The sequence below is a fragment of the Bordetella genomosp. 8 genome (assembly GCF_002119685.1).
Lineage (GTDB): Bacteria > Pseudomonadota > Gammaproteobacteria > Burkholderiales > Burkholderiaceae_B > Bordetella_C.
The window spans coordinates 1,539,233-1,562,934 of record NZ_CP021108.1 but is presented as its reverse complement, the minus strand read 5'-3'; the positions used below and the strand labels follow the sequence as shown (position 1 = coordinate 1,562,934).

24 protein-coding genes and 1 tRNA gene are annotated in these 23,702 nt (G+C 66.6%); 6 read left to right on the top strand and 19 right to left on the bottom strand.

Features of this window, described 5'->3' with window-relative positions; all coding sequences use genetic code 11:
* Window positions 1–40 precede the first annotated feature (40 nt).
* The 3 genes from CAL12_RS07180 to CAL12_RS07170 all read left to right on the top strand — a co-directional run bounded on the left by CAL12_RS07180 (window position 41) and on the right by CAL12_RS07170 (window position 3,992).
* A complete protein-coding gene (locus CAL12_RS07180; protein WP_086063864.1) occupies window positions 41–913 on the top strand; it encodes a phosphonopyruvate hydrolase in 873 nt (290 codons plus the stop codon).
* 64 nt (window positions 914–977) lie between these two features.
* Entirely contained in the window at window positions 978–1,472 is a 495-nt protein-coding gene (locus CAL12_RS07175) for a hypothetical protein (protein WP_086063863.1), read from the top strand.
* A gap of 228 nt (window positions 1,473–1,700) precedes the next feature.
* A complete protein-coding gene (locus tag CAL12_RS07170) occupies window positions 1,701–3,992 on the top strand; it encodes an FdhF/YdeP family oxidoreductase (RefSeq protein WP_086063862.1) in 2,292 nt (763 codons plus the stop codon).
* 64 nt (window positions 3,993–4,056) lie between these two features.
* On the opposite strand, the gene CAL12_RS07165 is transcribed toward CAL12_RS07170, so the two are convergent.
* Genes CAL12_RS07165 through CAL12_RS07150 form a run of 4 tightly spaced genes read right to left on the bottom strand, consistent with a single transcriptional unit; the run spans window position 4,057 to window position 6,282 of the window.
* Complete coding sequence (locus CAL12_RS07165; RefSeq protein WP_086063861.1) at window positions 4,057–4,734, bottom strand: papain-like cysteine protease family protein; 678 nt, start codon at window positions 4,732–4,734, stop codon at window positions 4,057–4,059.
* A gap of 13 nt (window positions 4,735–4,747) precedes the next feature.
* Window positions 4,748–5,305: a hypothetical protein gene (locus CAL12_RS07160; protein WP_086063860.1), complete on the bottom strand. Its 558-nt coding sequence runs from the start codon at window positions 5,303–5,305 to the stop codon at window positions 4,748–4,750.
* A gap of 25 nt (window positions 5,306–5,330) precedes the next feature.
* Window positions 5,331–5,861 (bottom strand): hypothetical protein, encoded by a 531-nt coding sequence (locus tag CAL12_RS07155; protein ID WP_086063859.1) that lies wholly within the window; start codon window positions 5,859–5,861, stop codon window positions 5,331–5,333.
* Between the two features lie 40 nt (window positions 5,862–5,901).
* Window positions 5,902–6,282, bottom strand: a complete 381-nt coding sequence (locus CAL12_RS07150) for a hypothetical protein (protein WP_086063858.1) — start codon at window positions 6,280–6,282, stop codon at window positions 5,902–5,904.
* A 205-nt stretch (window positions 6,283–6,487) separates the two neighbouring features.
* Here CAL12_RS07150 and CAL12_RS07145 point away from each other — a divergent pair, with 205 nt between their 5' ends.
* Window positions 6,488–7,354: an MBL fold metallo-hydrolase gene (locus CAL12_RS07145; protein ID WP_086063857.1), complete on the top strand. Its 867-nt coding sequence runs from the start codon at window positions 6,488–6,490 to the stop codon at window positions 7,352–7,354.
* Window positions 7,355–7,394: 40 nt separating this feature from the next.
* Here CAL12_RS07145 and CAL12_RS07140 read toward each other — a convergent pair whose 3' ends face one another.
* From CAL12_RS07140 to CAL12_RS07080, 13 genes are all read right to left on the bottom strand, one after another.
* Window positions 7,395–8,339, bottom strand: coding sequence for a LysR family transcriptional regulator (locus CAL12_RS07140; protein ID WP_086063856.1), 945 nt, complete (start codon window positions 8,337–8,339; stop codon window positions 7,395–7,397).
* A gap of 39 nt (window positions 8,340–8,378) precedes the next feature.
* On the bottom strand, window positions 8,379–9,164 hold the full coding sequence (locus tag CAL12_RS07135; RefSeq protein WP_086063855.1) for an enoyl-CoA hydratase: 786 nt from the start codon (window positions 9,162–9,164) through the stop codon (window positions 8,379–8,381).
* A 2-nt stretch (window positions 9,165–9,166) separates the two neighbouring features.
* Window positions 9,167–10,138 (bottom strand): Bug family tripartite tricarboxylate transporter substrate binding protein, encoded by a 972-nt coding sequence (locus tag CAL12_RS07130; protein WP_086063854.1) that lies wholly within the window; start codon window positions 10,136–10,138, stop codon window positions 9,167–9,169.
* A gap of 25 nt (window positions 10,139–10,163) precedes the next feature.
* Entirely contained in the window at window positions 10,164–11,351 is a 1,188-nt protein-coding gene (locus CAL12_RS07125) for a CaiB/BaiF CoA transferase family protein (RefSeq protein ID WP_086063853.1), read from the bottom strand.
* 108 nt (window positions 11,352–11,459) lie between these two features.
* Window positions 11,460–11,813 (bottom strand): RidA family protein, encoded by a 354-nt coding sequence (locus CAL12_RS07120; RefSeq protein WP_086063852.1) that lies wholly within the window; start codon window positions 11,811–11,813, stop codon window positions 11,460–11,462.
* Complete coding sequence (locus CAL12_RS07115; protein WP_086063851.1) at window positions 11,810–12,973, bottom strand: NAD(P)/FAD-dependent oxidoreductase; 1,164 nt, start codon at window positions 12,971–12,973, stop codon at window positions 11,810–11,812. The genes CAL12_RS07120 and CAL12_RS07115 overlap by 4 nt, the downstream gene beginning before the upstream one ends.
* 9 nt (window positions 12,974–12,982) lie before the next feature.
* Complete coding sequence (locus CAL12_RS07110; protein WP_086063850.1) at window positions 12,983–14,428, bottom strand: FAD/NAD(P)-dependent oxidoreductase; 1,446 nt, start codon at window positions 14,426–14,428, stop codon at window positions 12,983–12,985.
* Window positions 14,425–14,733 (bottom strand): (2Fe-2S)-binding protein, encoded by a 309-nt coding sequence (locus tag CAL12_RS07105; RefSeq protein ID WP_086063849.1) that lies wholly within the window; start codon window positions 14,731–14,733, stop codon window positions 14,425–14,427. The genes CAL12_RS07110 and CAL12_RS07105 overlap by 4 nt, the downstream gene beginning before the upstream one ends.
* Window positions 14,717–15,874 carry an NAD(P)/FAD-dependent oxidoreductase gene (locus tag CAL12_RS07100; RefSeq protein ID WP_086063848.1) on the bottom strand — a complete coding sequence of 386 codons (1,158 nt, stop codon included), beginning with the start codon at window positions 15,872–15,874 and terminating at the stop codon, window positions 14,717–14,719. Before CAL12_RS07100 ends, CAL12_RS07105 begins: the two co-directional genes overlap by 17 nt.
* Before the next feature lie 2 nt (window positions 15,875–15,876).
* On the bottom strand, window positions 15,877–16,677 hold the full coding sequence (locus CAL12_RS07095) for an ABC transporter permease (RefSeq protein ID WP_086063847.1): 801 nt from the start codon (window positions 16,675–16,677) through the stop codon (window positions 15,877–15,879).
* 1 nt (window position 16,678) lies between these two features.
* Window positions 16,679–17,545, bottom strand: coding sequence for an ABC transporter permease (locus CAL12_RS07090; RefSeq protein ID WP_086063846.1), 867 nt, complete (start codon window positions 17,543–17,545; stop codon window positions 16,679–16,681).
* Complete coding sequence (locus CAL12_RS07085) at window positions 17,542–18,597, bottom strand: ABC transporter ATP-binding protein (protein ID WP_086063845.1); 1,056 nt, start codon at window positions 18,595–18,597, stop codon at window positions 17,542–17,544. The genes CAL12_RS07090 and CAL12_RS07085 overlap by 4 nt, the downstream gene beginning before the upstream one ends.
* A 39-nt stretch (window positions 18,598–18,636) precedes the next feature.
* Window positions 18,637–19,668, bottom strand: coding sequence for an ABC transporter substrate-binding protein (locus CAL12_RS07080; protein WP_086063844.1), 1,032 nt, complete (start codon window positions 19,666–19,668; stop codon window positions 18,637–18,639).
* Between the two features lie 228 nt (window positions 19,669–19,896).
* Here CAL12_RS07080 and CAL12_RS07075 point away from each other — a divergent pair, with 228 nt between their 5' ends.
* The gene (locus tag CAL12_RS07075; RefSeq protein ID WP_086063843.1) at window positions 19,897–20,694 is read left to right on the top strand and encodes a GntR family transcriptional regulator; all 798 of its coding nucleotides are present in this window, start codon (window positions 19,897–19,899) and stop codon (window positions 20,692–20,694) included.
* An 18-nt stretch (window positions 20,695–20,712) separates the two neighbouring features.
* Here CAL12_RS07075 and CAL12_RS07070 read toward each other — a convergent pair whose 3' ends face one another.
* Together CAL12_RS07070 and CAL12_RS07065 are read right to left on the bottom strand one after the other, a co-directional pair.
* Window positions 20,713–21,756, bottom strand: a complete 1,044-nt coding sequence (locus CAL12_RS07070) for an esterase (RefSeq protein ID WP_086063842.1) — start codon at window positions 21,754–21,756, stop codon at window positions 20,713–20,715.
* 202 nt (window positions 21,757–21,958) lie between these two features.
* A tRNA-His gene (locus CAL12_RS07065) sits at window positions 21,959–22,034 on the bottom strand.
* 194 nt (window positions 22,035–22,228) lie between these two features.
* On the opposite strand from CAL12_RS07065, the gene CAL12_RS07060 reads away from it, so the two are divergent.
* A complete protein-coding gene (locus CAL12_RS07060; RefSeq protein WP_086063841.1) occupies window positions 22,229–23,695 on the top strand; it encodes a phospholipase D-like domain-containing protein in 1,467 nt (488 codons plus the stop codon).
* The last annotated feature ends 7 nt before the right edge of the window (window positions 23,696–23,702 follow it).

Genomic DNA, 23,702 nt, shown 5'->3' with positions numbered 1-23,702 from the left:
CCACCGCCTTCGCCATCCCACCATCAGACCGGAGATACCCATGAGCAGAACCCAGGCATTGCGCCAGGCCATCACGTCGGGCAAGCTTTTCACCGCCATGTCGGCGCACAACCCCCTGTCGGCCAAGCTGGCCGAGGAAGCCGGTTTCGGCGCGATATGGGGCAGCGGCTTCGAACTTTCCGCCAGCCATGCCGTTCCGGATGCCAACATCCTGTCGGCCGGCACACACCTCGACATGATGCGCGCCATCGCGTCGGCGGTTGCCATCCCGCTGATCGCCGATATCGACACCGGCTTCGGCAATGCGGTCAATGTCAGTTATGTCGTCCCGCAGTATGAGGCGGCCGGCGCCTCGGCTGTCGTCATGGAGGACAAGACCTTTCCCAAGGACACCAGCCTGCGCGCCGATGGCCGGCAGGAACTGGTCCGCACAGAGGAATTCCAGGGCAAGATCGCCGCCGCGGCCGCCGCGCGGCGCGACAAGGATTTCGTGGTGATCGCCCGGACGGAAGCGCTGATCGCCGGCCTGGGCCAGGCAGAGGCCCTGCAACGCGCGCTGGCGTATGAGGAAGCCGGCGCCGACGCGATCCTGATCCATTCCAAGCAAACCACCCCGGCCGAGGTACTCGCCTTCATCGAGGCATGGCCCGGCAAAGTGCCGCTGGTGCTGGTGCCGACCGCCTACCCGGAACTGACGGAAGCCGACATACAGCAGTTGGGCAAGGTCGGCCTCGTGATCTATGGCAACCATGCCATCCGCGCGGCGGTGGGCGCCATGCGCGCCGTGTTCGCGCGAATACGCGCGGAAGGCGGCATCCGCGGCGTGGACAAGGAATTGCCCACGGTCAAGGAGATCATCCGTCTGCAAGGCGACGAACATATGCGCGGCATAGAGGCAGCCTATCTGCGCTGAGGCCGCGCGCGTCGCCGGCGGCACAGTCCGGCCGGCGGCGCGCGGCCCATGACCAGGAACCACAATGGCAGTCGAAGTCTTTTCCTTCCATGGGGGCAGCGTCAGCAGCCCCACCACCACGCTATGCGATCGCGCGGACGGCGGGCACCTTATCGTCTATCCCGGCCGCCCTGTATGGGAGCGCAGCGAACTCTCGCCGCAGGAACTCGTGCACTGGTCCTACCTCGTGGCCGCCACCGGCCGCGCGATGCTCGACGTCCTGCCCCAGTTGGAAGGCGGATGCGTGAATTACTGGGAAGCCGGCAACTGGTCCCTGAACGACGCCGCCCTGCCGCCGGGTCCGAAGGATGTGCAGGCGTGCCGCCGCGTGCATCACCATATCTTCGGGCGTAGCCGGCATGCCAAGGATCCGGACTGGCAGTGGGGCGAGGCTCCCGGGTTTCCTGCCTACTTGCGGAAGAAGACATGGGCCCAACGGTTTTCTCCCTTGACCGACGATGAATGCAGAGCACTGGCGATACGCATAGCCCAATTGCTGGAGCGCTACCTGGGCGGGTAGCCGCATCGAACTGGCGCTCCCACGTGGCATGTGTGAGCGGCTCGTACTCATGCACAAGCAGCCATGCATAACCGGCACGAAAACTGCTAAGGGCGCATACCCGGTCGAACTCTTCCATGGAGAGTTCGGCTCCATCAGACATAGAACGGGTGCCCGATGCTCATCCGGCCTGGCCGGACCGCCCTTCCCGGCTTGCGTTGGGACCGCCCGGCAACAGGGTACGAGCAAATGGCAAAAGAGCACGCTACAACCGGGCCGCATACCGAGCCCGCCGGCGGCTGGGGTTCGGCCCGCGCGGTCGGGTCCATCCTGGTCAAGGAACACCGCCTGGTGCACGGCACCCGGGTGCTGATGCAGCAGAACAAGCCCGACGGCTTCATGTGCGTCAGCTGCTCCTGGGCCAAGCCGGCCCATCCCCACCCCTTCGAATTCTGCGAGAACGGCGCCAAGGCCACGGCCTGGGACATCACCAGCAAGCACGTGTCGGCCAGCTTCTTCGCGGAACATACCTGCACGGAGCTGGAATCCTGGTCGGACCATGAATTGGAAGCCATCGGCCGCGTCACCGTGCCGATGCGCTGGGACGCCGCCACCGACAAGTACGTGGAGATCGGCTGGCAACAGGCTTTCGACGAAATCGGCGCGCTGCTGCGCGCGCGCGAACCGGATGCGACGGTGTTCTATACGTCGGGCCGGGCGTCGCTGGAAACCTCATACATGTATGCCTTGTTCGCACGCATGTACGGCACCAACAATCTGCCCGACAGCTCCAACATGTGCCATGAGAGCACGTCCGTCGGGCTGCCCAAGACCATAGGCGTGCCGGTTGGCACGGTCACGCTCGAAGACTTTGAACATACGGACTGCATGTTCTTCTTCGGCCACAACACGGGCACCAATGCGCCGCGCATGCTGCACCAGCTGCAGGAAGCACGCCAGCGAGGCGTACCCATCGTCACCTTCAACCCGCTGCGCGAACCGGGATTGGTCAGCTTCACCAACCCGCAGTCGCCGGTGGAAATGCTGACGGGCAAGGAAACGCAGATCAGCACGCAGTATCTGCAGCTGAAACTGGGCGGCGACACCGCGGCGCTCGGCGGGCTGTGCAAATGGCTGATAGAAGCCGACGACCGGGCACGCGCCGAAGGCGGCGAGCCGATGCTGGACCATGCCTTCATCGCCGAACATACGCATGGATTCGAGGCCTTCGCGGACGCCATGCGGCAACTGTCGTGGGAAGACATCGAACGCGAGTCCGGCCTGGCGCGCGCGGCGCTGGCCGAGGCGGCCGCGACCTACGCGCGGGCCAAGGCCTGCATGCTGCTGTACGGCATGGGGCTGACGCAGCACCGCAACGGCGTGCAGAGCGTGCAGATGGTGACTAACCTCTTGCTGTTGCGCGGCAACATCGGCAAGCCTGGCGCCGGGGTCTGTCCCATCCGCGGGCATTCCAATGTCCAGGGCCAGCGTACGGTCGGCATCACGGAAAAACCTTCCAAGGTTCCCGCCGACAAGCTGCGCGAGCTCTACCATTTCGACCCGCCCACCAAGAAAGGCATGAATACCGTCGAAGCGTGCGAAGGCATCCTCGACGGCCGGGTATCGGCCTTTGTCGCGCTGGGCGGAAATTTCGCGCGCGCCATTCCAGACCATTACCGCATGGAGCCGGCGTGGCGCCGCCTGGACCTGACGGTGGGCATCACCACCCGCCTGAATCGCAGCCACCTGCTGCATGGCCGGCAGGCCTACCTGCTGCCCTGCCTGAGCCGCATCGAAATCGACCAGCAGGCAACCGGCGAACAGGCCGTGTCGATGGAGGACAGCACCGGCTGCTTCCACGGATCGCGCGGCATCCACGAGCCGCCCGGGGACAAGCTGCTATCGGAACCCGCCATCGTCGCCGGCATCGCCAAGGCCACGCTGGCGCCCAACCCGCACGTCGACTGGGACCGGTGGGTGGACGATTATTCGCTGGTGCGCGACGCCATCGAGGCGACCTACCCGAAGATCTTCAAGGACTTCAATTTCCGCATGTGGAACCCGGGCGGCTTCCACCGCCCCCTGGGGGCGGCCGAGCGTAAATGGGAAACCGAAACCGGCAAGGCGAACTTCGTCGTACCGGAGACGCTGGATGGCGATCCGGACATGCCGGAGCACGGCCCCGACGTCATCCGTTTGATGACCACGCGTGGCGACAATCAGTTCAACACCACGGTGTATGCCCTGGACGATCGCTTCCGCGGCGTCCACGGCACACGTCAGGTGATCATGCTGAATCCGGACGACATGAAACGCCTGGGCCTGCGGGAAGACGACGTCGTGACCGCCAGCACGGTCGCCCATGACGGGTTCACGCGCGAAGTGGGCGGCCTGCGCGTGCGGCCCTACAACATTCCCGCCGGCTGCGCGTGGTCGTACTACCCGGAATGCAATCCGCTGATTCCGCTGTGGCATCACGCCAAGGAAAGCAAGGTGCCGGCTGCCAAGTCGGTGCCCATCACGCTGCGCAAGGAGGCCTGACGTATAGGAACCGCGCCGGCGTGGCGGCGGGAACCGGCCAGATGAAGCCAGCCTGCGCCGCCGGTCATCCGGACAGGGAACCGGGCGTCATCTTCGCGGTGTAATAGGTGTAGCCCCAGGTCGTGTTGGGATCGCCGGGGTATTGTTCCGGGAAGGTGTCACAGGTGACCCATCGCTGCGTGCCGCCGGCCCAGGGATCGCAGATGTACCACATGGGCACGGGATCCGAGCTGCCGGCGACCGAACGCAGGTTGTAGGCGCTGATGACCACGAAATGGCCCATGGCCGTGGCTTCGCCACGCGAAAGATACACGGCGAACGGGCGATCGTTCACCAGTTCGGTTCGAAGCACCTGGCGCGACGGCATGCCCAGCACCAGCTTCTTCAGCGCGCCGACGAACTGCAAGGGGCTCACCAGTTCGTGGGCCCTGTTGCAGAGCGCCTCCGTGTACGAAGCACCCGAACATTGATTCTGCGTGAGTCCGAATACCGCGCAGTAGATCTGCAACTGCGTGTAGGTCGGGCCGGATTGGCTTTGATAGTAATTGCCCAGGCCCGTGGCCACCGCGGCCCAGCACCACTGGGTGTGCTGCTGCCCTTCAAGAAAGCTGGGATAGGATGTCGTGGCGCCACCGCCCGGCGTCCCCACCAGTTCGCCCGTCTTTCCCTGCACGCCGCTGTCCAGGGAAAGCCGCTTCAATGACAGGCAGGCGGGCAGGCGCGATTGAGTGCTCGGATCCATGGGTCGCTCCACGTTAACGCTTCAGCCAGGCCAGGAAAGTCGCCGCGTCGTACACCTGGTGGTGCGCGATCGGACCCGCCACTACGGTGGGCGCCATCGGCACGAACAGGTCGCCGGCCGCGCCATGCAGCCATAACACGGCCACGTATTCGGCTCGGGCGCAATACAGTTCGCGGGCTTCGTAATCCTGGGCAGCGGTCCTCGGATCGGCTTCGGCCGCCAGCAAGGCGGCGACCGTGGACGCCGTCAACGGGGTGTCGATGCTGGTCGACACCACGACGGGTTTGCCGGTCGCGTCCGAATCGACGCAGATATCGTTGATGACGGATCCGCCGGAGACCAGCAGATAGCGCCAACCACCGGGCCTGGCCTGGTCCAAGGGTCGCGCCGCGGCAAGATCGTCGTCCCGCAGGTAGTACATGCGCAGGCATTCCGAAATGGAGACGTCGTGCGGATCGAAGCGCGCCTTGGCCGGCATCTGCTCCAGGAAGCCGCCTCCGACGAAGCCGTTGAGGAAAGCATGGATGGTGTCATCCGCGCCGGTGGGCGCGGTCGCGAATGCGATAGCCATGGCGGGCCACCTCCGAGAGCGTATCCTAGGCCACGTAAAGGAACGGGTCCCACGAGAAGAAGAACTGCTGCTGGTTGAGCCCATTCGTCGTCAGGGAGCAACTGATCCTGTACGCCGAGTTCGACGCGTTGATGATCTGGCCCACCCAATAGTTGTAGCTCTTCTGCACCGGATGGCCGGCGCTGCCGCCGAACACGTCGCCGCTGGTAATCGAAAATCCCATGATGGCAAGCTGATCGCCGAGATTGGGATTGATGGCATCGATATAGAAGCCGATGTAGTCCCTGGGATGGGCCACGGTCTTCAACTCGAGCGTCCCCTCGGCGCCGCTGCCGTTGTCGGCACGGTTATCGAACATATATGCCTGGCCGATGCCGATCGCGCCGCCCCCGCTGGCAGCCACGCTGGCAGTGTCGACCATTATCCTGACCACGGTCTGCGGATTCGTGGGACTCCAGTCTTCCGACGGAACCAGCGCGGCCTTCGACCGTGTCGCCAGGTTCCTGGACGGCGGCAATACCTGTATTTCCGGCTTTACCTGTATTTCGTTAGTCATGGCAGGCTCCACTGCATGATGGAATTCACGGACAGCTGGATCATGAAACGTTGATCGTCGGCGTAATCTTTATCGTGTTGACCTGGCCCGTACTCGCCACCACGTCAAGCGAAACGATGTACTGGTACGTTCCCGCGGTTTCCACCGTGCCCACGTATGCGGTGCCGTCGTTGATATCGGCGGCGATCTGGGGTGTCCCTGTCGTACCCCAGGCATTGCAGTCGCCGACCTCCACGATCGTGGACAGGCCGGGCGACTTGGGGTTCAGCATCTCGACTTTCCAGCAGATGACGCTACCTCGCGACACGTAGGCCTTCGAACTATCGACCCAGTAGATGCCGCTGCTCTGTCCCATGGTCACGACCAGGTCGTCGACCAGGATACGTATATAGACGTCGGCATCCGTTGTGTTCCACGCCATGGCGAACTCCAGTCTGGAAGCGGCCTTCCTGGAATCGCATCATGGATCCCACGGCCAACGGAGCGAATGGTGCCAGACGCCGCCGCTCGCGGGCGTATTTACGGGGGCCTGCCACCGTAATGTCGTGTAACCATGCCTGTCACCCAAGCATGGCCCACGGCATACCGCTTGCAGCGCCGAAGGCTGCCTACCTCTCGGCGCCATCATGCGAATCCATCATCTGAACTGCATCTCGTCCTGCCCGTTGGGCGGCCATCTCATGGATGGGCGCAGCGATTGCCTGTTGTGCCGCGGCACGCTCTGCTGCCACTGCATCCTGGTCGAAACCGCGCGCGACGGGCTGGTGCTCATCGACACGGGCTTTGGCCTGCGCGACGTGCATGCGCCGCGCACGCGCCTGAGCGCGTTCTTCCTGGCCTTGCTGAAACCGGACTTCAAGGAATCCATGACGGCGGTCCGGCAGATCGAACGGCTGGGCTATCAGGCGCGCGACGTCAGGCACATTGCGCTTACGCACCTCGACTTCGATCACGCGGGCGGCCTGGACGACTTCCCCGAGGCGACCGTGCACCTCTCGCGCCCCGAGCGCGAAGCGGCGTCCCGGCAGTCGACCTGGCTGGACCGCCAGCGCTACCGGCCGCGCCAATGGTCATCCAGGCGGCGCTGGAAGGAGTATCCGGCGACGGGCGACACCTGGTTCGGTTTCTCGGGCACCCGCGGGATCGAGGGAGTCCGGGAGGACATCGCCCTCGTCCCGCTGCACGGGCATACACTGGGCCACGCCGGCGTGGCGGTGCGCCGCGACGAGGGCTGGCTGCTGCAAGCGGGCGACGCGTACTTCTATCATCAGGAGCTCGATCCTGACCGGCCGCGTTGCACACCCGGCCTGCGCTTCTATCAGTGGATGATGGAGAAAGACCGCAAGGCGCGGCTGGGCAACCAGGCCAGGCTGCGTGCGCTGCGGCAGGGCCATGAAAACGAGGTCACCATTTGCTGCAGCCACGATCCGCACGAATTCGACGCCATGCGGGCGCAGCGATTGCCCTCAGCGCCCCAGGCTGCCCATCCCTAGCGCTGGCGTCCGGCACCGGCATCCTGTCCGCGTTCGCCGCTCAATCGCCGGCTTCCGGCCACGCGCCATTGGGTTCGCGCGTGCGCGTGGCCGCCACTTGCGGATCGTGCAGCAGCACTTCGGCGAATTGCCGCGCCAGGCCGGCGGCCGGCGCGTCCGCCCGGGTCACCAAGTGGAGCGCCCTCAGCGCCCAGGCATCGGTCAGCGCGATTCCCGCCAGGCTGCCGTCCCGCAAGCCCGGCTCGGCCACGCTGGTGGGCACCAGCGCCAGTCCCACCCCGGCACGCACCAGGTACAGGGTCGATGCGAAGTCATGCGCATGCACGCGTACGGACAGCGCGCGCCCCGCCTGCTGGGCCTGCGCCTGCAGGAAGTGAAAATTGCTGCTCGCGCGGTCCATGCAGACGAAGCCATGCTCCAGCGCTTCGGCGAAGGCGATGCGGTCACGCGTGGCCAGCGGGTGGTCGGGCCGCGCCACACAAACCAGCCGATCGATGGCATATAGCGCGCAGCGCAGGTCGGCCTCGGTGTTGCGTCCGGCGAAGATGCCGATATCGGCCTCGTTGCGGCGGATCGCGGCCGCGATCGTCTCGCTGTCGGCCTCCTGCAGGTCCACATCGATATGCGCATTGCCCGCCAGGAAACGCGCCAGGCTGGGAATGATGAAACCGTTGAGCGAACTGCTGTTGGCCAGCAGCCGGATGCGGCCTTTCAGGTTGCGTGCGTAGGCGCCGACTTCTTCCTGCATCGTCTGCAACGCGGCCAGCAGGATGTCCGCGTGGCGCGCCAGCGCTTCGCCGGCCGCCGTCAGCGTCATGCCCTTGGCGGTGCGCAGGAAAAGCGGGCTGCCCGCCGCGTATTCCAGATTCTTCAGGCGATAGCTCGCCGCCGGCGCCGTCATGTGCATGGCGGCGGCGCCGGCGGACAGGTTGCCGGCCTGGACGATGGCCTTGAACAGGCGCAGATCCTTCAGCTCGTATGACATGGCGACATTCCGTGGCCAGGCGAGCGCCGGCCCTGCCGGTCAACCGCCCTTGGCGCGCGCTTTTTCTTCGAGGAAGCCGCGCATGTAGAGCCCTGGTTCGCCTGTGCCGAAGGCCACGCCGAACTCCAGCACGCCATTGCGGATGGACGATTCCAGCGGCTCGTCTTCCCACTCTCGCAGCAAACGCTTCTGCTGGGCCAGCACGCGAGGGCCCAGGCCGGCCAGCATACCCGCAATCCGGTCGACCTCGCGATCCAGGTCCGCCGCCGGCACCACGCGGTCCAGCAGTCCCCAGGCCAGGGCTTCCTGCGCATCGGCCACTTCGCCGGTCAACAGCATCCAGCTGGCGCGGGCCTTGCCTATCAGCCGGGGCAGCAGCGCCGCATGGATGATGGACGGAACGCCTACCTTGACCTCCGGCATGCCCATGCGGGCGGCGTCGGAAGCGATGCGCAGGTCGCAGGCCAGGGCCAGCTCCATGCCACCGCCCAGGCACCAGCCCGGAATGCGCGCGATCACCGGCGTCGCCAGCAAACGCACGCCGTCGCACAGCAGGCGCAGGCGATCGATGTATTCGATGGCGCCCGCCTGGTCGAAGGCGGCCATCTCCGTGATGTCGGAGCCGGCGACGAAGGCCTTTTCCTGTTCGGCGCGCAGCACCACGATGCGGACGTCGTCGCGCCCGGCCAGGTGCTCCAGCGCCAGGATCAGGCCGTCGACCACGCGGCGGCTGAGTATGTTCAGCTTGCCGGCGTCGCGGATCTGCAGCGTGGCTACGCCGCGTGCGTCCACCGCGACCGCGGCATGGGGATGTTCGAATGCCATGATCACATCTTCTCGAAGCCGATATCGCTGACCACCTTGCGCCACACCTCGTTCGACCGCACGATGATGGCGGCGAACTGGGCGCGCGTGGTGTAGTCGGGCACCGCGCCCTGCTGTTCGATGGCCTGCACCACCGAAGGCTCGGCCAGCACTTTCTTGATCGCCGCGTTCAGCGTATCCAGCACCGGCTCGGGCGTGCCCTTGGGCGCCGCCAGGCCGAACCAGCTGGGCGTGTTCAATTGCGGGTAGCCGAGTTCGGCATAGGTGGGCACGTCGGGCAGGCTCTTGACGCGCGTCGGCGACGCCACCGCCAGTGCGCGCAATTTGCCCGAGGCGATGAAGCCGGCGGACGACGGCAGGTTGTCGAACACCACCTGCACCTGGCCCGCCATCAGGTCGACCAGCGCCGGCCCCAAGCCCTTGTAGGGTACGTGCAGCATCTTGGTCTGCGTGCTGCTCAGGAAGAGCTCGCCGAACAGGTGGCTGTAGCCGCCGCTGCCGGAAGAGCCGAAGGCCAGCCGGCCGGGCTTGGCCTTCAGCGTGTCCAGCAGCTGCTGGAAGGTCTTGATGTCGGAGCTGCCGCTGACGTCCAGCACGCCCAGCACGTTCGCCAGGTTGCTGATGGGCGCGAAGTCCTTCACCGGATCGTAGCTGGACTTCTGGTGGACGTTCGGGTTCACGGCGTGCGAGCTTTCCACCGCCATCACCAGGGTATAGCCGTCGGCCGCTTCGCGCGCCGCGAAGGCGCTGCCCAGCGCGCCCCCCGCGCCGGGCTTGTTCACCACCACCACGGACTGGCCCAATACCTCGCTCAGCTTGGGTGCGACGATGCGCGCCAGCAGATCGGTGGTTCCGCCCGGCGCATACGGCACGATGAGCTGCACGGTGTGGTCAGGATAGGCCGCGAGCGCCGGCGCGGACGTGGCAAGAGTGATGGCCAGCGCGCAGGCGGCGCGGCGCAGGGAACGATGCATGGTTGTCTCCAGGTTATGGTTGGATCTAGGGCTTGTCGCGGGCCGCGAGCCGGCCCAGTACGGCGTCGGTATGCTCGCCCATCAGCGGCGGCGGCCGCAGCGGCGCATCCGGCTCGCCGGCGAGCATGGGATTGCGCACCAGCGGGATCGTGCCGAAGCGCGGATGTTCGGCGTGGCGCAGCATGCCGCGATGGCGCACCTGCTCGTCCGCGAACACTTCTTCCAGGCTGTTGACCGGGCCCCAGGCAATACCGGCGGCCTCCAGGCCGTCGGTCCAGTGCTTGCGGTCGCGCAGGATCAGGATGTCGGCCAGGATGGCGCGCAGCGCCGGCAGATTCTCCACGCGGCCGGTGTTGTGGAGGAAGCGCGGGTCGGCCGCCAGTTCCGGACGCCCGCACAGCGCGCACAGGCGTGCGAATTGTTCGTCGTTGCCGACCGCGAGTATGAAATGACCGTCGCTGGCGCGGAAAACCTCGTACGGCGCCAGATTGGGATGGGCGTTGCCGGTACGCTCGGGATTGCGGCCGGACACCAGGTAATTGGCGCCCTGGTTGGCATTGATGGCCACCGCGACATCCAGCAGCGCGATGTCCAGGTAGCCGCCTTCGCCGGTGCGGGCGCGCCGCAGCAGCGCCGCCAGCACGGCCGACGTCGCGTACATGCCGGTGCTCACGTCCACCACCGGCATGCCGGCGCGCAGCGGCCCGGCACCGGCTTCGTCGTCGGCGCGGCCGGTATAGCCCATCAGGCCGCCCATGCCCTGGAAGATATAGTCATAGCCCGGCCGCGCGGCCTTGGGGCCATCCTGGCCATAGCCGGTGATCGACAGATAGATCAGGTCGGGCTTGATCGACTTCAGGGTGGCATAGTCCAGGCCGTAGCGGGCCAGGGTGCCCGCCTTGTAGTTCTCCACCAGGACGTCGGTGCCGCGCACCAGCGCGAGCAGCGTATCGCGGTCACCGGCGTCGGCGAAATCCAGGCAGATGGATTGCTTGTTGCGGTTGCAGCAGGTGAAGTAGGCCGAGAAGGTGTCGGCGCCGTCGGTCGAACGCAGGTACGGCGGCCCCCACTTGCGCGTGTCGTCGCCCTGCCCGGGCCGCTCGACCTTGATCACTTCCGCGCCCAGGTCGGCCAGGTTCTGGGTGCACCACGGACCCGCCAGGATACGCGACAGGTCCAACACCCGGACATTGTCCAGCACTTTACTCAGCACCTCGTCTCCAGCCTGTCGTTATTCTCGAATGACGGCAGTCTAGGAAGGCGACGGCACCCGCGTCCAGTTCAAGTTTTCTAAGCGGGCGTTCAAGGATGCTTAATGGCGCTAGCGCCTGGCGGCCGTGACGATGATCTCCACCAGCAGATCGGGCGAGGCCAGTTTCGCCTCGCAGGTCGCCCGCGTCGGCAGCGCATCGGCCGGCGCCCATTCGGCCCATACCTGATTCATGCCGGCGAAATCGCGCTCGATGTCCTTGAGCCAGATCTGTACCGACAGCAGCCGCGCCTTGTCCGTACCGGCCTGCGCCAGACAGTCGTCGATCTTGGCCAGCACGTCGCGCGTCTGGGCGACGATGCCGCCCTGGGCGGAAGAAGTCATGCCCGCCAGGTATACGGTATCGCCGTGGATCACGATACGGCTCAGGCGTTGATTGGAATCCTTGCGCACGATATCAGTCATGGATGACGCTCCTTGGAAATGGAAAGTGGTGCACCGGAGGGCCCAGTGAACCGATCGATGGAGAACGGCGCGATCGGCAGATCGGTCGCGCCGGTGGTGATCAGGTCGGCCATGATGCGGCCGACGATCGGCCCCAGTTCGAAGCCATGCGCCGAAAAACCGAAGGCGTGGAAGGCGCTGTCGTAACGGCTGCTGCGGCCGATGACGGGAATCTCGTCGGGCATGGCGGCCTCGATGCCGGCCCAGCCGCGATTCACGACCGCCTGGCGCATATGCGGAAACAGGTCGCACACCGTGCGTGCGCCCTCGGCCAGCGAGTGGAAATCCAGTTCGGTCCATTCCGCGTCGCGGTCGACCCAGGCGCGGCGGCCACCGCCGATCAGCACGGTGCCGTTGGCGCGCTGCTTGAACGACAGCGGACGGCCGGTTCCCAGCACTACCGCATCCAGGAAATGGTCCATGCGCAGGGTCACCAGCATCATCGGGCTGATCGGGGCCAGCGGCACCGCCTCGCCCCATTCGGCGGCGATGCGGTCGGCCCAGGCGCCGGCGCAGTTGAGCACCTGCGGCGCGGTATATACGCCCGCGTCCGTCTCGACCCGCCACTGTCCCCGCTCGTGCGAGCTGCGCAGCACGCGCACGCCCTCCAGGAAACGCGCGCCCAGGCTGGCGGCCTTGCGGCGGAACGCCATGGTGGTGCGGTAGGGATCGGCGGCGGCATCCTCGCGCGCGATCAATCCGCCATGCACCGTGGGCGCCAGGGCGGGAATCATTGCAAGCAATTCATCGCGGGCGATCCATTGTTCATGGGTGTAGCCATGCGCCTGCATCGTCGCCAGGCGCTCGCGCAGCGTCGCCGCGTCGGCTTCGTTTTCGGCGACGCGTACCTGCCCGTGCTGTTCGAAGCCGCAATCGTCATCGACCAGCTCGCCGATGCGATACCAGAGCTCGCGCGAGGCCAGCGCCAGCGGCACTTCGGCCAGGTTGCGCGCCAGCGTGCGCACGCCGCCCGCGTTCACGCCCGAGGCATGGCGGCCGACGTAGTTCTTCTCGATCACCAGCGCCGGCACGCCGGCGCGCGCCAGGTGCAGCGCCGCCGAACTGCCGTGCAGGCCGCCACCGATGATGATGACGGCGGCCGAACCGGAGGCGTCGGTCATGGCGGCCTCCTATTTCTTCAGGCGCACCACTGCCTGGCGGGACTCGTCGGTTTGCGGCAGCGACGCCAGCTCGCCCAGCGTCAGCGGCTTGGTCGGGAAGCGCAGGCGGTAGTAGCCGACTTCCGGCACCGGCACGCCGCGTTCCGCGGCGATGATCTCCGACACCGTCAGGCCGCAGAAGCGGCCCTGGCACGGTCCCATGCCGCAGCGCAGGAAAGCCTTCATCTGATTCGGGCCGCTGCAGCCGAGCTTGACGGTCTCGCGCACCTGCGCCGCGGTCACTTCCTCGCAGCGGCAGACGATGGTGTCGCCGGTGGGACGGCGGAAGGTCTCCGGGGCCTTGTACAAGACATCGAAGAATTCGCGTCCGCGCACCGCCCGCGCCAGCGCCGCGCGCGGCGCGGCGGCGTCGCGATCGCGCCGCGCCGTGTCGATGCGGCCCAGCAGGTGCGCCGCCTGCAATGCCACCAGCCGGCCGCGCTGCTCGGCCGCCAGCGCACCGGCGATGCCGGCGCCGTCGCCCGCCATGCCGACGCCGTCCACCGAGGTCAAACCCCAGTCGTCCACGTCCGGCTCCCAGCAATCCAGCGCGGCGTTCCAGCGATGCTCGGCGCCGATGGCGCGCGACAGGTTGACGTTGGGCACGACGCCCTGGTGCAGCATCAATTGCTGCGCGGGCAGCGTCTCGGTTTTCCCCGCCGCGGTGGTGTAGCGCACGCTTTCCAGCTTGTCCTGGCCCAGCGCCTCCAGCGCCGTCACGCCCTTGACGATGGGTATCGCCGCCTTCACCGCGCGCAGCAGCGACAGTCCCTTGCCCAGGTAGGGAGAACGCAGGAAGTCCCATACCTTCGGCAAGGCCTCGCGCAGGCGGCCGGGCGGCGTGGTTTCGAGCAGCGCGTCGACCTTCACCCCGGCGTTCAGGTACTGCCAGGCCACCAGGTACAGCAGCGGACCGCAGCCGGCCAGCACGGTACGGTCGGCCGGCACCACGCCGGCCGACTTCAGCAGGATCTGCGCCGCGCCAGCGGTGATGACGCCCGGCAGCGTCCAGCCCGGGATCGGGAAGGGGCGTTCCTGCGCACCGGTCGCCAGCAACAGGCGCCGCGCATACACGATGCGCGCCTCGCCCGCCACCGAATATGCGACCTCGAAGCCGAGCGCCGGCTCGGGCGCGGTCCGCTCGGCCACCGCCCACACGGTCGCGCCCGGCACATAGCGCGCGCCCGATTGCCTGAACGGCTCGACCAGCGTGGCGCCGTGCCAATAGTCCGGCCCCAGCACGGCGCGATCGGTGACCGGCGTGGTGGTGATGGCGCGGTAGATCTGCCCACCCGGCGCGGGCTGTTCGTCCAGCAGCACGGTGTCCACGCCCAGCCGGGCGGCCGTGGTGGCCGCGGCCAGCCCGGCGGGACCGGCGCCCACCACCAGCAAATCGCATTGCGTCGTTTCGATCATGCCTGCACCTTGCGCGCGCCCAGCTGGCGCTCGATCTTCATGCCTTCGCGCACGGCCATCATGCAGCCCTGCTGGTTGGCCTGGCCATCGATCGTGACCAGGCAGTCGTAGCACACGCCCATCATGCAATAGGGTCCACGCGGCACCTCGCCCACCGCCGTATCGCGACAGGCCTGCACCCCACCGGCGAACAATGCCGCGGCCACGCTGTCGCCGGCGCGGCACAGCAATTCGGCGCCATTGACCGTCACCCGCACCGGCGTGCCCTGCGCCTGCCGCTGTGCTTCGTCAAGCCTCTTGAACATGGAACCTCCGGGTCGAGAAAGGCGCCATGTCGTCGGCCAGCCGGCCGGCGGCGATCATGGGCGCCAGTTTGAGCGCGTGCGCGGCGGCCAGCGTGACGCCGCTGTGGCAGGTGGCGACGAAGGCGCCGGGGCACGTCTCGGATTGTTGGTAGACGGGGAAACCGTCCTTGGACATCACGCGCAGCGCCGCCCAGCTGCGCACCACCCGTACCTCGCGCAGCGCGGGCAGGGTGCGCACGGCGCGGTCGGCCAGCGTGCCCAGGATAGGCAGGCCCACCTGGTTGTCCACGTAGCCGGCCTCTTCCTGCGAATCGCCGATCAGCCAGGTGCCCTCGTCCATCTGCCGCAGCGTGGAAAGCGGCGTTTCCAGCAGGCGGCGGGTGCGCTCCAGCACCACGATCTGGCCGCGCTGCGGACGCACCGGCACCGTCAGGCCGACCTGTTCGCCCAGCGCCTTGTTCGACAGGCCGCTGGCCAGCACCAGCCTGCGCCCACGCACCGTGCCGGTCGGCGTGGCGACTTCGAATACGCCGTCGCGCTGGCGGATGTCCTGGGCCGGACAGCGCGGCAGGTAATCCACCGCCCGTTGCGCGAACGACATATGCAGCGCGCGCAGCAGCTTGAGCGGATTGGCGATGCCGTCCACCGGCGTCCAGGTGGCGCCGCGTACCTCGGGACCGATGCCGGGCACCAGGTCGGCCAGCTCGTGGCGATCCAGCATCTTCCAGTCGTACTGCGCCATGCCGGGCTGACCCAGCAGCGTGCGCATGAAGGTGGCGCGCGCTTCCATTTCCTCGTCGCTCAGCAGCACATGCAGGCCGCCTCGCTGCTCCAGGCGCACGTCCACGCCGGTCTGCTCCAGCAGCTCGGCCGCGAGTTGCGGCCAGGCGGTGACCGAGGCCATGGTCCACACGCCGTAGCGCGGCAGCCCCATGCCCTTGCTCTGCACCCATACCAGGCCGAAGTTGCCGCGCGAGGCGCGGTAGGCCACGTCGCCTTCGTCGAGCACCGCGACGTGGTCCAGCTCGCGCCGCAGCCCGTAGGCAATGGCCGAGCCGACCAGGCCGCCGCCGACCACCACGGCATCGTGGATGCCGCGATGCGCCGGCGCGCGCGGCGCCCCTTCTTGTGTTTCGTCCATCGTTAACGTCCCTTTCCGACAAACAGCTTTTCCAGGCCCACCACGCGATCCAGGATGAAGATGGCGATGATCGTCACGTAGATCAGTACGGCCGACACGGCCGTCACCAGCGGATCGATGGTGTCCTCGATGTGCAGGAAGATGCGCACCGGCAGCGTGGTGGTGGACGGCGAGGCGATGAAGATCGACATGGTCAGCTCGTCGAAGCTGGTGATGAAGGCGATCACCCAGCCGCTCACCACGCCCGGCAGCAACAGCGGCAGCACCACGCGGCGGAACGCGGTCCAGTTCGACGCGCCCAGCGACTGCGCCGCGCGCTCCAGCGCGGGGTCGATGCCCGTGGCCGACGCCAGCACCAGCCGCAGCGCATAAGGCATCACCAGGATCACGTGCGCCACCACCAGCCCGACATAGGTGCCGGCCAGGTCCACGGTGGTGAAGAACTTCAGGAAGGCCAGTCCCAGCACCACGTGCGGGATCATCAGCGGCGACAGGAAGAAGGCCAGCAAGGCTTCGCGGCCACGGAAGCGGTTGCGCGCCAGCGCCAACGCGCCCGGCACCGCCAGCCCGATCGCCAGGGTCGCCGACAGCGTACCCAGGCCCAGGCTGAACCAGAACGCGTCGATGAAGCGCGGGTTGTCGAGGATGGCGCGGAACCAGCGCAGCGACAGCCCGCCGCTGGGCAGCGAGATGAAGCCTTCGGACGTGAACGCGACCGCGCACACCATCACGATGGGCGCCAGGATGAACAGGATGAACAGCGTATGGAACAGCAGGCCGATGGGACCGTTGCGGAAGTTCATGTCAGGCTCCCGACGGATTGAAGACAGCGCCGTAACGGCGTTCGATCAGCCGGTTGGCCGACAGCAGCACCACCACGGTCGCCATCAGCAGCAGCACCGCCAGCGCCGCGCCGAGCGGCCAGTTGAGCGTATTCAGGAATTCGTCATAGGCGGCGGTGGCCACGTTCTTCAGGCGCCGGCCGCCGATGATGGCGGGCGTGGCGAACGAACTGGAGGCCATCGCGAACACCATGATCGAACCGGACAGGATGCCCGGCATGACCTGCGGCACGATCACGCGCCGTATCACGGTGAACTGGCTCGCGCCCAGCGACAGCGCGGCGGCCTCCGTCGACGGATTGATCCGCTGCAACGACGCCCAGACGGAGATCACCATGAACGGCACCAGCACATGCGTGAGCGCGATGCCCACGCCCAGGTTGCTGTACATCAGGTCGATCGGCGTGGAGACCAGGCCGGTGCCCATCAGCGCCTTGTTGATCAGGCCGGTCGAGCCGAACAGCAGCGCCCAGCCCAGCGTGCGCACCACCACCGAAATCAGCAGCGGTCCCAGCACCACCATCAAGAACAGGCTCTTCCAGGGATTGGCCATGCGCGACAGCACGTAGGCTTCGGCCGTGCCAAGCACCAGGCAGGCCACCGTCACCAGCGCCGCCACGCCGAAGGTGCGGGCGTAGATTTCGTAGTAGTAGCCGTCGCTCAGGATGTCGACGTAGTTCTTCCAGGTGAAGGTGGCCTGGATGCCACCGTAGAACTGGAAGTCGAAGAAGCTGATCAGGAATACCAGCGCCATCGGCACCACCAGGAAGGTGGCATAGACGACCAGCGCCGGTGCGCTCAGCAGCCAGGGGTTGGCGCGCGCGCTCATTGCGCGGTCTCCTGTCCGGCCACCGCGCACATGTCCTGCGCGCGCCAGCGCAGATGCACGGTCTCGCCTTCGGCGGGCACCGGCACGCCGTCGTTCTGGCGGATGACCAGCACCTCGCCGACGGAGGTGTCGACCTGGCACAGCCAGTGGTTGCCCTGGAACACGCGCGTCTTCATGCGGCCAGGCAGCGAACATGCCCCGGCCTCGGAGAACAGGATCTTTTCGGGCCGCACGATCACCGCGCCATGCGGCACCGGCTGGCCCTCCATGGCGATATGGGCCTCGCCGATGCGGGCCCGCGTCTCGCCCTCATAGGGCTGCGCCGTGGGCGTGAAAACGTTGGCCTTGCCGAGGAACCCGCCGACGAAGCGGTTCGATGGCGCCTCGTAGGCCGCGAAGGGCTCGGCCACCTGCTCGACCCGGCCATGGTTCATCACCACGATGCGGTCGGACAGCGCCAGGGCTTCGGACTGGTCGTGCGTCACCAGGATGGTGGTGGTGCCGACAGTGCGCTGGATGCTGCGCAGCTCCAGCTGCATTTCCTCACGCAGCTTGGCGTCCAGGTTCGACAGCGGTTCGTCCAGCAACAGCACCCTGGGGCGGATGACCAGCGCGCGCGCCAGCGCCACGCGCTGCTGCTGGCCGCCCGACATGCGCGCCGGATGGCGGTCGGCCAGGTGCGACAGGCCCACCAGTTCGAGCGCCTCGGCCACCCTCGCCTGCCGCTCGTCCTTGCCGATGCGCTGCATCTCCAGGCCGAACGACACGTTCTCGGCCGCGGTCATGTGCGGAAACAGGGCGTAGTTCTGGAACACCATGCCCAGGCCACGCTTGTTGGCCGGGATGCGGCTGACGTCCTTGCCGTCCAGCACGATGCTGCCGCCGCTGGGCTCGACGAACCCGGCGATCATCTGCAGGGTCGTGGTCTTGCCGCAGCCCGACGGTCCCAGCAGCGAGATGAACTCGCCGCGTTCGACCGACAGGCTCAGGTGCTCGACCGCCGTCAGGTCGCCGTAGCGCTTGGACAGGCCGTTCAATACGAGATAGCTCATGGATGCTCCCGCTGGCGGCGCGCCCGCGCCGCCGTTGCCTCAACGCTCGATTTCACGCGTCCAGCGCTTGTTCCAGTCGTCCCGGTTCTGGTTGACGGTGTCCCAGTCGATCACGATCAGCTCGGCGGCGCGCTTGCCGATCGGCAGCGGCACGCGCGGATCGTCGACCACCTTGGCCTGCTTGTTGACCGGGCCGTAGCCATAGGCGGTGGCCAGTTGCTCCTGCACCTTGGGGCTGACCAGGTAGTTGACGAAAGCCTGCGCCAGCGGATTGGCGTTGGCCTTGGCCACCGGGCACACCGACGACAGCAAGGCATAGGCGCCTTCCTGGGGGTAGACGAAGCCCACCGGGAAGCCGGTATCGGCGAAGGCCTTGACGCGGCCGCTGCCCCACACCGCGATGGTGGCCTGGCCACTGGCGAACAGCTCGGTCATCTTGCCGGGCGAAGGTTCGTACACCAGTACGTTGGGACCGATCTCGTCCTTGAAGGTCTTGAAGCCGGGATCGATCTTCTTCTCGCCCCCGCCGCCTTCGCGGGCGTATTCCACCAGGGCGTGCAGGCCGTAGGTGTTGTTCAGCGGCGGCACCACCAGCTGTTTCTTGTACTTGGGATCCTTCAGGTCCTTCCATGAGGTGGGCGCGGCCCATTTGCGCTCATCGAAGACCTTCTTGTTGTACATGATGCCGGTGGCGACGATACCGATGGCCACGGCCTTGTCGTCCTTGTAGCGCGCGGTGCCGTAGATGTCGTCGACCGGCAGGCCCTTGATGGGCTCGCAAAAGCCCAGCGCGATGGCCTGGTACATCGGACCGTCGTCGATGATGGCAACATCGATCTGCTGGTTGCTCTTCTGTGCCTGCAAGCGCGCCACCGTGTTGGTGGAGTTGCCGGCCACGTAATCCAGCTCGACGCCATGCTGCTTGGCGAAGGGCGGGAAGATGTCCTTGCGCATGATGTCTTCGAACGAACCGCCGTAGCCGGCGACCACCAGTTTCTGCTGCGCCTGCGCGGTGGCGCACATACCAATGGCCACCGTGGCCGCCGTCAGGACTGCGAGTACCTTGCCCATGAAAACCCCCGTTTATTGGAAGAGAACTGCGGGAACCGCCTGTGCCATTTGCATCCGGGGATGAACTCGCCGCGAAAAAAAAGCGGACCCGCTTGCCCCGCGACCCCATGTCCGCCGTACAATTTGTCCGTACATGAATGTCCGGACAAATAATGGATCCAGCGTCATGGCCTTGTCAATCGGTTATTGTCCGGACAAACCCCGATGGAAAGAGCAAAGGAACCACCCATGACCCGATCCTCCGAAGGCGTGCTCGCTCCCGCCGACGCGCGCGAGGCACGCGGCCAGGCCACGGGGCTGGACGACGAGGCTGGCAGTCCACGCTACAAAAGTATTTACCAGCAGCTTGCGCGCGACATCGGCAGCGGCCGCTATCCGGTCATGACGCTGCTGCCCACCGAACACGAACTGTGCGAGAAATTCGGCGCCAGCCGTCACACCATCCGCGAGGCCATCCGCATGTTGACGGTGGCCGGGATGGTGTCGCGCCGCCCGGGCGTGGGCACGCGGGTCGAGACCGCCCACGCCAGCACCCGTTTCACGCAGCGCATCTCGCAGTTTCCCGACCTGCTGCAATATGCGCGCAACGCCGCCCTGCTGGTGCGGGACGTGCGCACGATCAAGCTCGGCAAGCGGCAGGCCGAGGCCCTGGGCGCCGAGCCCGGCCAACCGTGGCTACACATCAATTCGGTCAAGACGCTGGACGACCAGGACACGCCGGTGGCGTGCACGGTGATCTACGCCAATCCGGCGCATGCCGACCTGCGCGCCGACATCCAGCCGCGCATTTCGCTGCTGCGCCTGATCGAGGATCACTTCGGCAACCGCATCCACGAGGTGAACCAGGAGTTCTCGGCCACGCCCATCGCCGCGCCCATCGCCCGGCAACTGCAGGTGGAACCGGAGACGGCGGGCTTCGTGATCACGCGGCGCTATTACGGCAGCGGCGGCTTGCTATTGCTGGCCACCATCACCACCTTTCCGCACGACAAGATGAAGTACTCGATGTCGCTGAACGTGGCCTAGCGCGGGCCAGGCGCGCTGTCATCGATCCACGCTGTCATCGATCCATTTCGACAGCAGATCGGCGACCTGCAGGTTATTGCGGTCCTGCATCAGCATGTGCGTGTTGCCATGCATGCCTGCCTGCGGCAATTGCAGGACCCTGGCCTTCCCGCCGGCCTTGTTGACGGCCTGGGCGAATGCCTCGCATGACGCCAGCCGCGGCGCCCACACGGCGGACTGCGCGACATAGTCGCCGAACAGGACCATGACGGGGATGCCCGTATAGGGCGCCAGGTCGCCGTCGGCCGCCGGACATGCGGCGGGCTCGATGGAAATGATGGCCGCGATCCCCGTGCGGCTGCGCGCGGCGGCCTGGAACGGATAGATCCCGGATTGCGAGTGGCTGACCAGGACCGTGCGTCCGAGCCGCTGGGCCAGCAGGTTCAACGCGGGCACGGTCGGGTTCGGCATGGACATCGAATAGGCCCAGTCCGGGACCATCTGCTTCCAGAGTTGCTCCTGGGCCTCGACCGGGTACTGCGAGCCCGCATAGGCTTCGGGATAGCGCGGGCCGAAGCGGAACAGCGGCCAGGCGACCTCGCGCCCTGCCTGGAAACCGACGGGCAGCGCATCCGGCTGCAACTTGCCTGTCTTGACGCCGTAGACCGCCGCCGCGTTCATCGCCGAGCGGCCTCGCGCCGCCTGGTCGATGACGTAGGTCGGATAACCCTTGCGCACGAAATACTCCGACCACCCCATGCGGCCGTCCGGCGTCGTCTCCCAGGAGGCGCCCGTCAGGCAGCAGCCGTGAATGAACACCACCTGGACCGGCTTGGCGTCGACCGGCACCTGGTATTGCACATACATCTGCTCCACCGTCACCGTGCCCTTTGGGTCGACCTGCGGCAGCGTGGACAAGGTCTCGGACTTCACCTCCCGGCCGCCGACGAAGAAGCTGCCCTGGCTGGCGATGGTCAGCGGTTGTTTGATATCGACGCTCTGCGCACGCGAGACCTGCATCGCGATCGCGACGTACGCGAACATGGCGGCCATCACCGCGATCGAACGGGCAAGCTTGGGCATCGTCTCCTCCGTGGGTCAATAGACCAGACTTATATTTATGTTTATACATATTAAGTCTAGGCAGACGCGTGCCGCGCGGCCATCGGTGGATTCCCTAGGCGCATGGGCCTCGGACAGGCCGCGTCCCGCCGAATGCGCAAATGAAAAAGGCGCCCCGAGAACGGTAGGCGCCTGATTCAATGAACTACTGCGGAAGTGCTATTGGGGTGGCTGATGGGACTCGAACCCACGACAACCGGAATCACAATCCGGGACTCTACCAACTGAGCTACAGCCACCGCAGCAAAGAAGCGAGATTCTAGCACGAGTTGCCGACCTCATTTCAAGTGTTGTTCCCCGCCACCTGAAGCGCGGCGTTGATGGCGCCATCGGCCCAGTTTCACGCCCGGGCTTGGTATCCTCCCGACCAAGGCGGCTCCGCGGGGCCGGCCAGCACGCTTGCAACTCGCCCGGCAACAAACCCAATAACCATATGCGCGAACTGCATCAGATCCTTCTAACCTATTGGCCGCATATCGTTTTCACGGTCAGCCTGGTCGCCGGCGCCGGCGCCGCGGTACATGCCGCCATGACCAAGAACGACGTGCGCGCCGCCATCGGCTGGGTCGGCATCACGCTGTTTTCGCCGCTGTTCGGCGCGGCCGCCTATTTCGTCGCCGGCGTCAACCGCATACGCATCACACGCGTTTCGCAGCAGCGCGACGACGCCATGGTGGCCTATGCGCGCGAGCCCTCGGCGGTGGAACTGGACGTCGTCCCGCTGTCCGCGCCGCAGTTCGCCTCCTTGAAAATCCTGGCGGACAAGGTCAGCCACTTCCAGCTGGTGGGTGGCAATTCCGTGCGGATGCTGGACGGCGGCGATGAAGCGTATCCGGCCATGATCCAGGCCATCCGCCAGGCCCGCTATACCGTGGCGCTGCAAAGCTATATCTTCGACAACGATCCCATCGGCCGCGAATTCGCGCAGGCCTTGATCGAAGCGCAGGCGCGCGGCGTACAGGTCCGCGTCCTGATCGACGCCGTGGGCGCGCATTATTCGCGTCCGCCCATCATCCGGATGCTGAAGAAAGGCGGCGTGCCGACGGCGCGTTTCATGACCAATCCGCTGGGCTTCCTGCGCATGCCGTACGCCAATCTGCGCAGCCACCGCAAGATCCTGGTCGTGGACAGCCGTATCGGGTTTTCCGGCGGCATGAACATCCGCGCCGCCTTCGTCAGCGCCCTGGCGCGCCAGGAGACCAACCGCGATACGCATTTCCGCGTCGAAGGACCGCTGGTGATCCAGCTGCTGTCGGTATTCGCCCACGACTGGGATTTCACGACGGGCGAATCCCTGGCGGGCAGCCTGTGGTTCAACTACGCGGCCAACGCCGCGGACCCGACGCCGGGCAGCGCCGCGGTGCGCTGCGTGCCGTCCGGTCCCGACCGTTCGCTGGGCAGCACCCACAACATGCTGCTGGGCGCACTGGCGGTGGCCCAGCGCCACGTACGCATCCAGTCGCCCTACTTCCTGCCGGACCAGACGCTGATCGGCGCGCTGGCCACGGCTGCGCGGCGCGGGGTGCGCGTGGATATCGTCATTCCCGGCAGGAACAACCTGCGCCTGGTGGACTACGCCATGACGGCACAGCTGGACCAGGTCATCCGCTGCGGCTGCCGGGTATGGCGCACGACCGGGATGTTCGATCACTCCAAGCTCATGACGGTCGACGACGCCTGGTCGTACGCGGGATCGTCCAACCTGGACCCGCGCAGCCTGCGGCTGAATTTCGAGCTGGACACGGAAATCTACGACCGCCAGGTCGCCCTGGCGCTCGGCAAGCGGATCGATGCGACCATCGCCACGGCCAGGCCGCAGACGCTGGAACTGCTGTCGTCGGCGCCCTTCCTGGTCCGGCTGCGCAACAAGGTGATCTGGCTGGCGACGCCGTATCTCTGATCGGCGA

Coding starts and splice junctions, on each gene's coding strand:
- CAL12_RS07145 (WP_086063857.1), top strand. CDS start 6,488: ATGCGAATCCATCATCTGAACTGCATCTCGTCCTGCCCGTTGGGCGGC.
- CAL12_RS07075 (WP_086063843.1), top strand. CDS start 19,897: ATGACCCGATCCTCCGAAGGCGTGCTCGCTCCCGCCGACGCGCGCGAG.
- CAL12_RS07175 (WP_086063863.1), top strand. CDS start 978: ATGGCAGTCGAAGTCTTTTCCTTCCATGGGGGCAGCGTCAGCAGCCCC.
- CAL12_RS07070 (WP_086063842.1), bottom strand. CDS start 21,756: ATGCCCAAGCTTGCCCGTTCGATCGCGGTGATGGCCGCCATGTTCGCG.
- CAL12_RS07080 (WP_086063844.1), bottom strand. CDS start 19,668: ATGGGCAAGGTACTCGCAGTCCTGACGGCGGCCACGGTGGCCATTGGT.
- CAL12_RS07160 (WP_086063860.1), bottom strand. CDS start 5,305: ATGGCTATCGCATTCGCGACCGCGCCCACCGGCGCGGATGACACCATC.
- CAL12_RS07120 (WP_086063852.1), bottom strand. CDS start 11,813: ATGACTGATATCGTGCGCAAGGATTCCAATCAACGCCTGAGCCGTATC.
- CAL12_RS07180 (WP_086063864.1), top strand. CDS start 41: ATGAGCAGAACCCAGGCATTGCGCCAGGCCATCACGTCGGGCAAGCTT.
- CAL12_RS07115 (WP_086063851.1), bottom strand. CDS start 12,973: ATGACCGACGCCTCCGGTTCGGCCGCCGTCATCATCATCGGTGGCGGC.
- CAL12_RS07130 (WP_086063854.1), bottom strand. CDS start 10,138: ATGCATCGTTCCCTGCGCCGCGCCGCCTGCGCGCTGGCCATCACTCTT.
- CAL12_RS07060 (WP_086063841.1), top strand. CDS start 22,229: ATGCGCGAACTGCATCAGATCCTTCTAACCTATTGGCCGCATATCGTT.
- CAL12_RS07135 (WP_086063855.1), bottom strand. CDS start 9,164: ATGGCATTCGAACATCCCCATGCCGCGGTCGCGGTGGACGCACGCGGC.
- CAL12_RS07095 (WP_086063847.1), bottom strand. CDS start 16,677: ATGAACTTCCGCAACGGTCCCATCGGCCTGCTGTTCCATACGCTGTTC.
- CAL12_RS07140 (WP_086063856.1), bottom strand. CDS start 8,339: ATGTCATACGAGCTGAAGGATCTGCGCCTGTTCAAGGCCATCGTCCAG.
- CAL12_RS07110 (WP_086063850.1), bottom strand. CDS start 14,428: ATGATCGAAACGACGCAATGCGATTTGCTGGTGGTGGGCGCCGGTCCC.
- CAL12_RS07105 (WP_086063849.1), bottom strand. CDS start 14,733: ATGTTCAAGAGGCTTGACGAAGCACAGCGGCAGGCGCAGGGCACGCCG.
- CAL12_RS07155 (WP_086063859.1), bottom strand. CDS start 5,861: ATGACTAACGAAATACAGGTAAAGCCGGAAATACAGGTATTGCCGCCG.
- CAL12_RS07150 (WP_086063858.1), bottom strand. CDS start 6,282: ATGGCGTGGAACACAACGGATGCCGACGTCTATATACGTATCCTGGTC.
- CAL12_RS07165 (WP_086063861.1), bottom strand. CDS start 4,734: ATGGATCCGAGCACTCAATCGCGCCTGCCCGCCTGCCTGTCATTGAAG.
- CAL12_RS07090 (WP_086063846.1), bottom strand. CDS start 17,545: ATGAGCGCGCGCGCCAACCCCTGGCTGCTGAGCGCACCGGCGCTGGTC.
- CAL12_RS07085 (WP_086063845.1), bottom strand. CDS start 18,597: ATGAGCTATCTCGTATTGAACGGCCTGTCCAAGCGCTACGGCGACCTG.
- CAL12_RS07100 (WP_086063848.1), bottom strand. CDS start 15,874: ATGGACGAAACACAAGAAGGGGCGCCGCGCGCGCCGGCGCATCGCGGC.
- CAL12_RS07170 (WP_086063862.1), top strand. CDS start 1,701: ATGGCAAAAGAGCACGCTACAACCGGGCCGCATACCGAGCCCGCCGGC.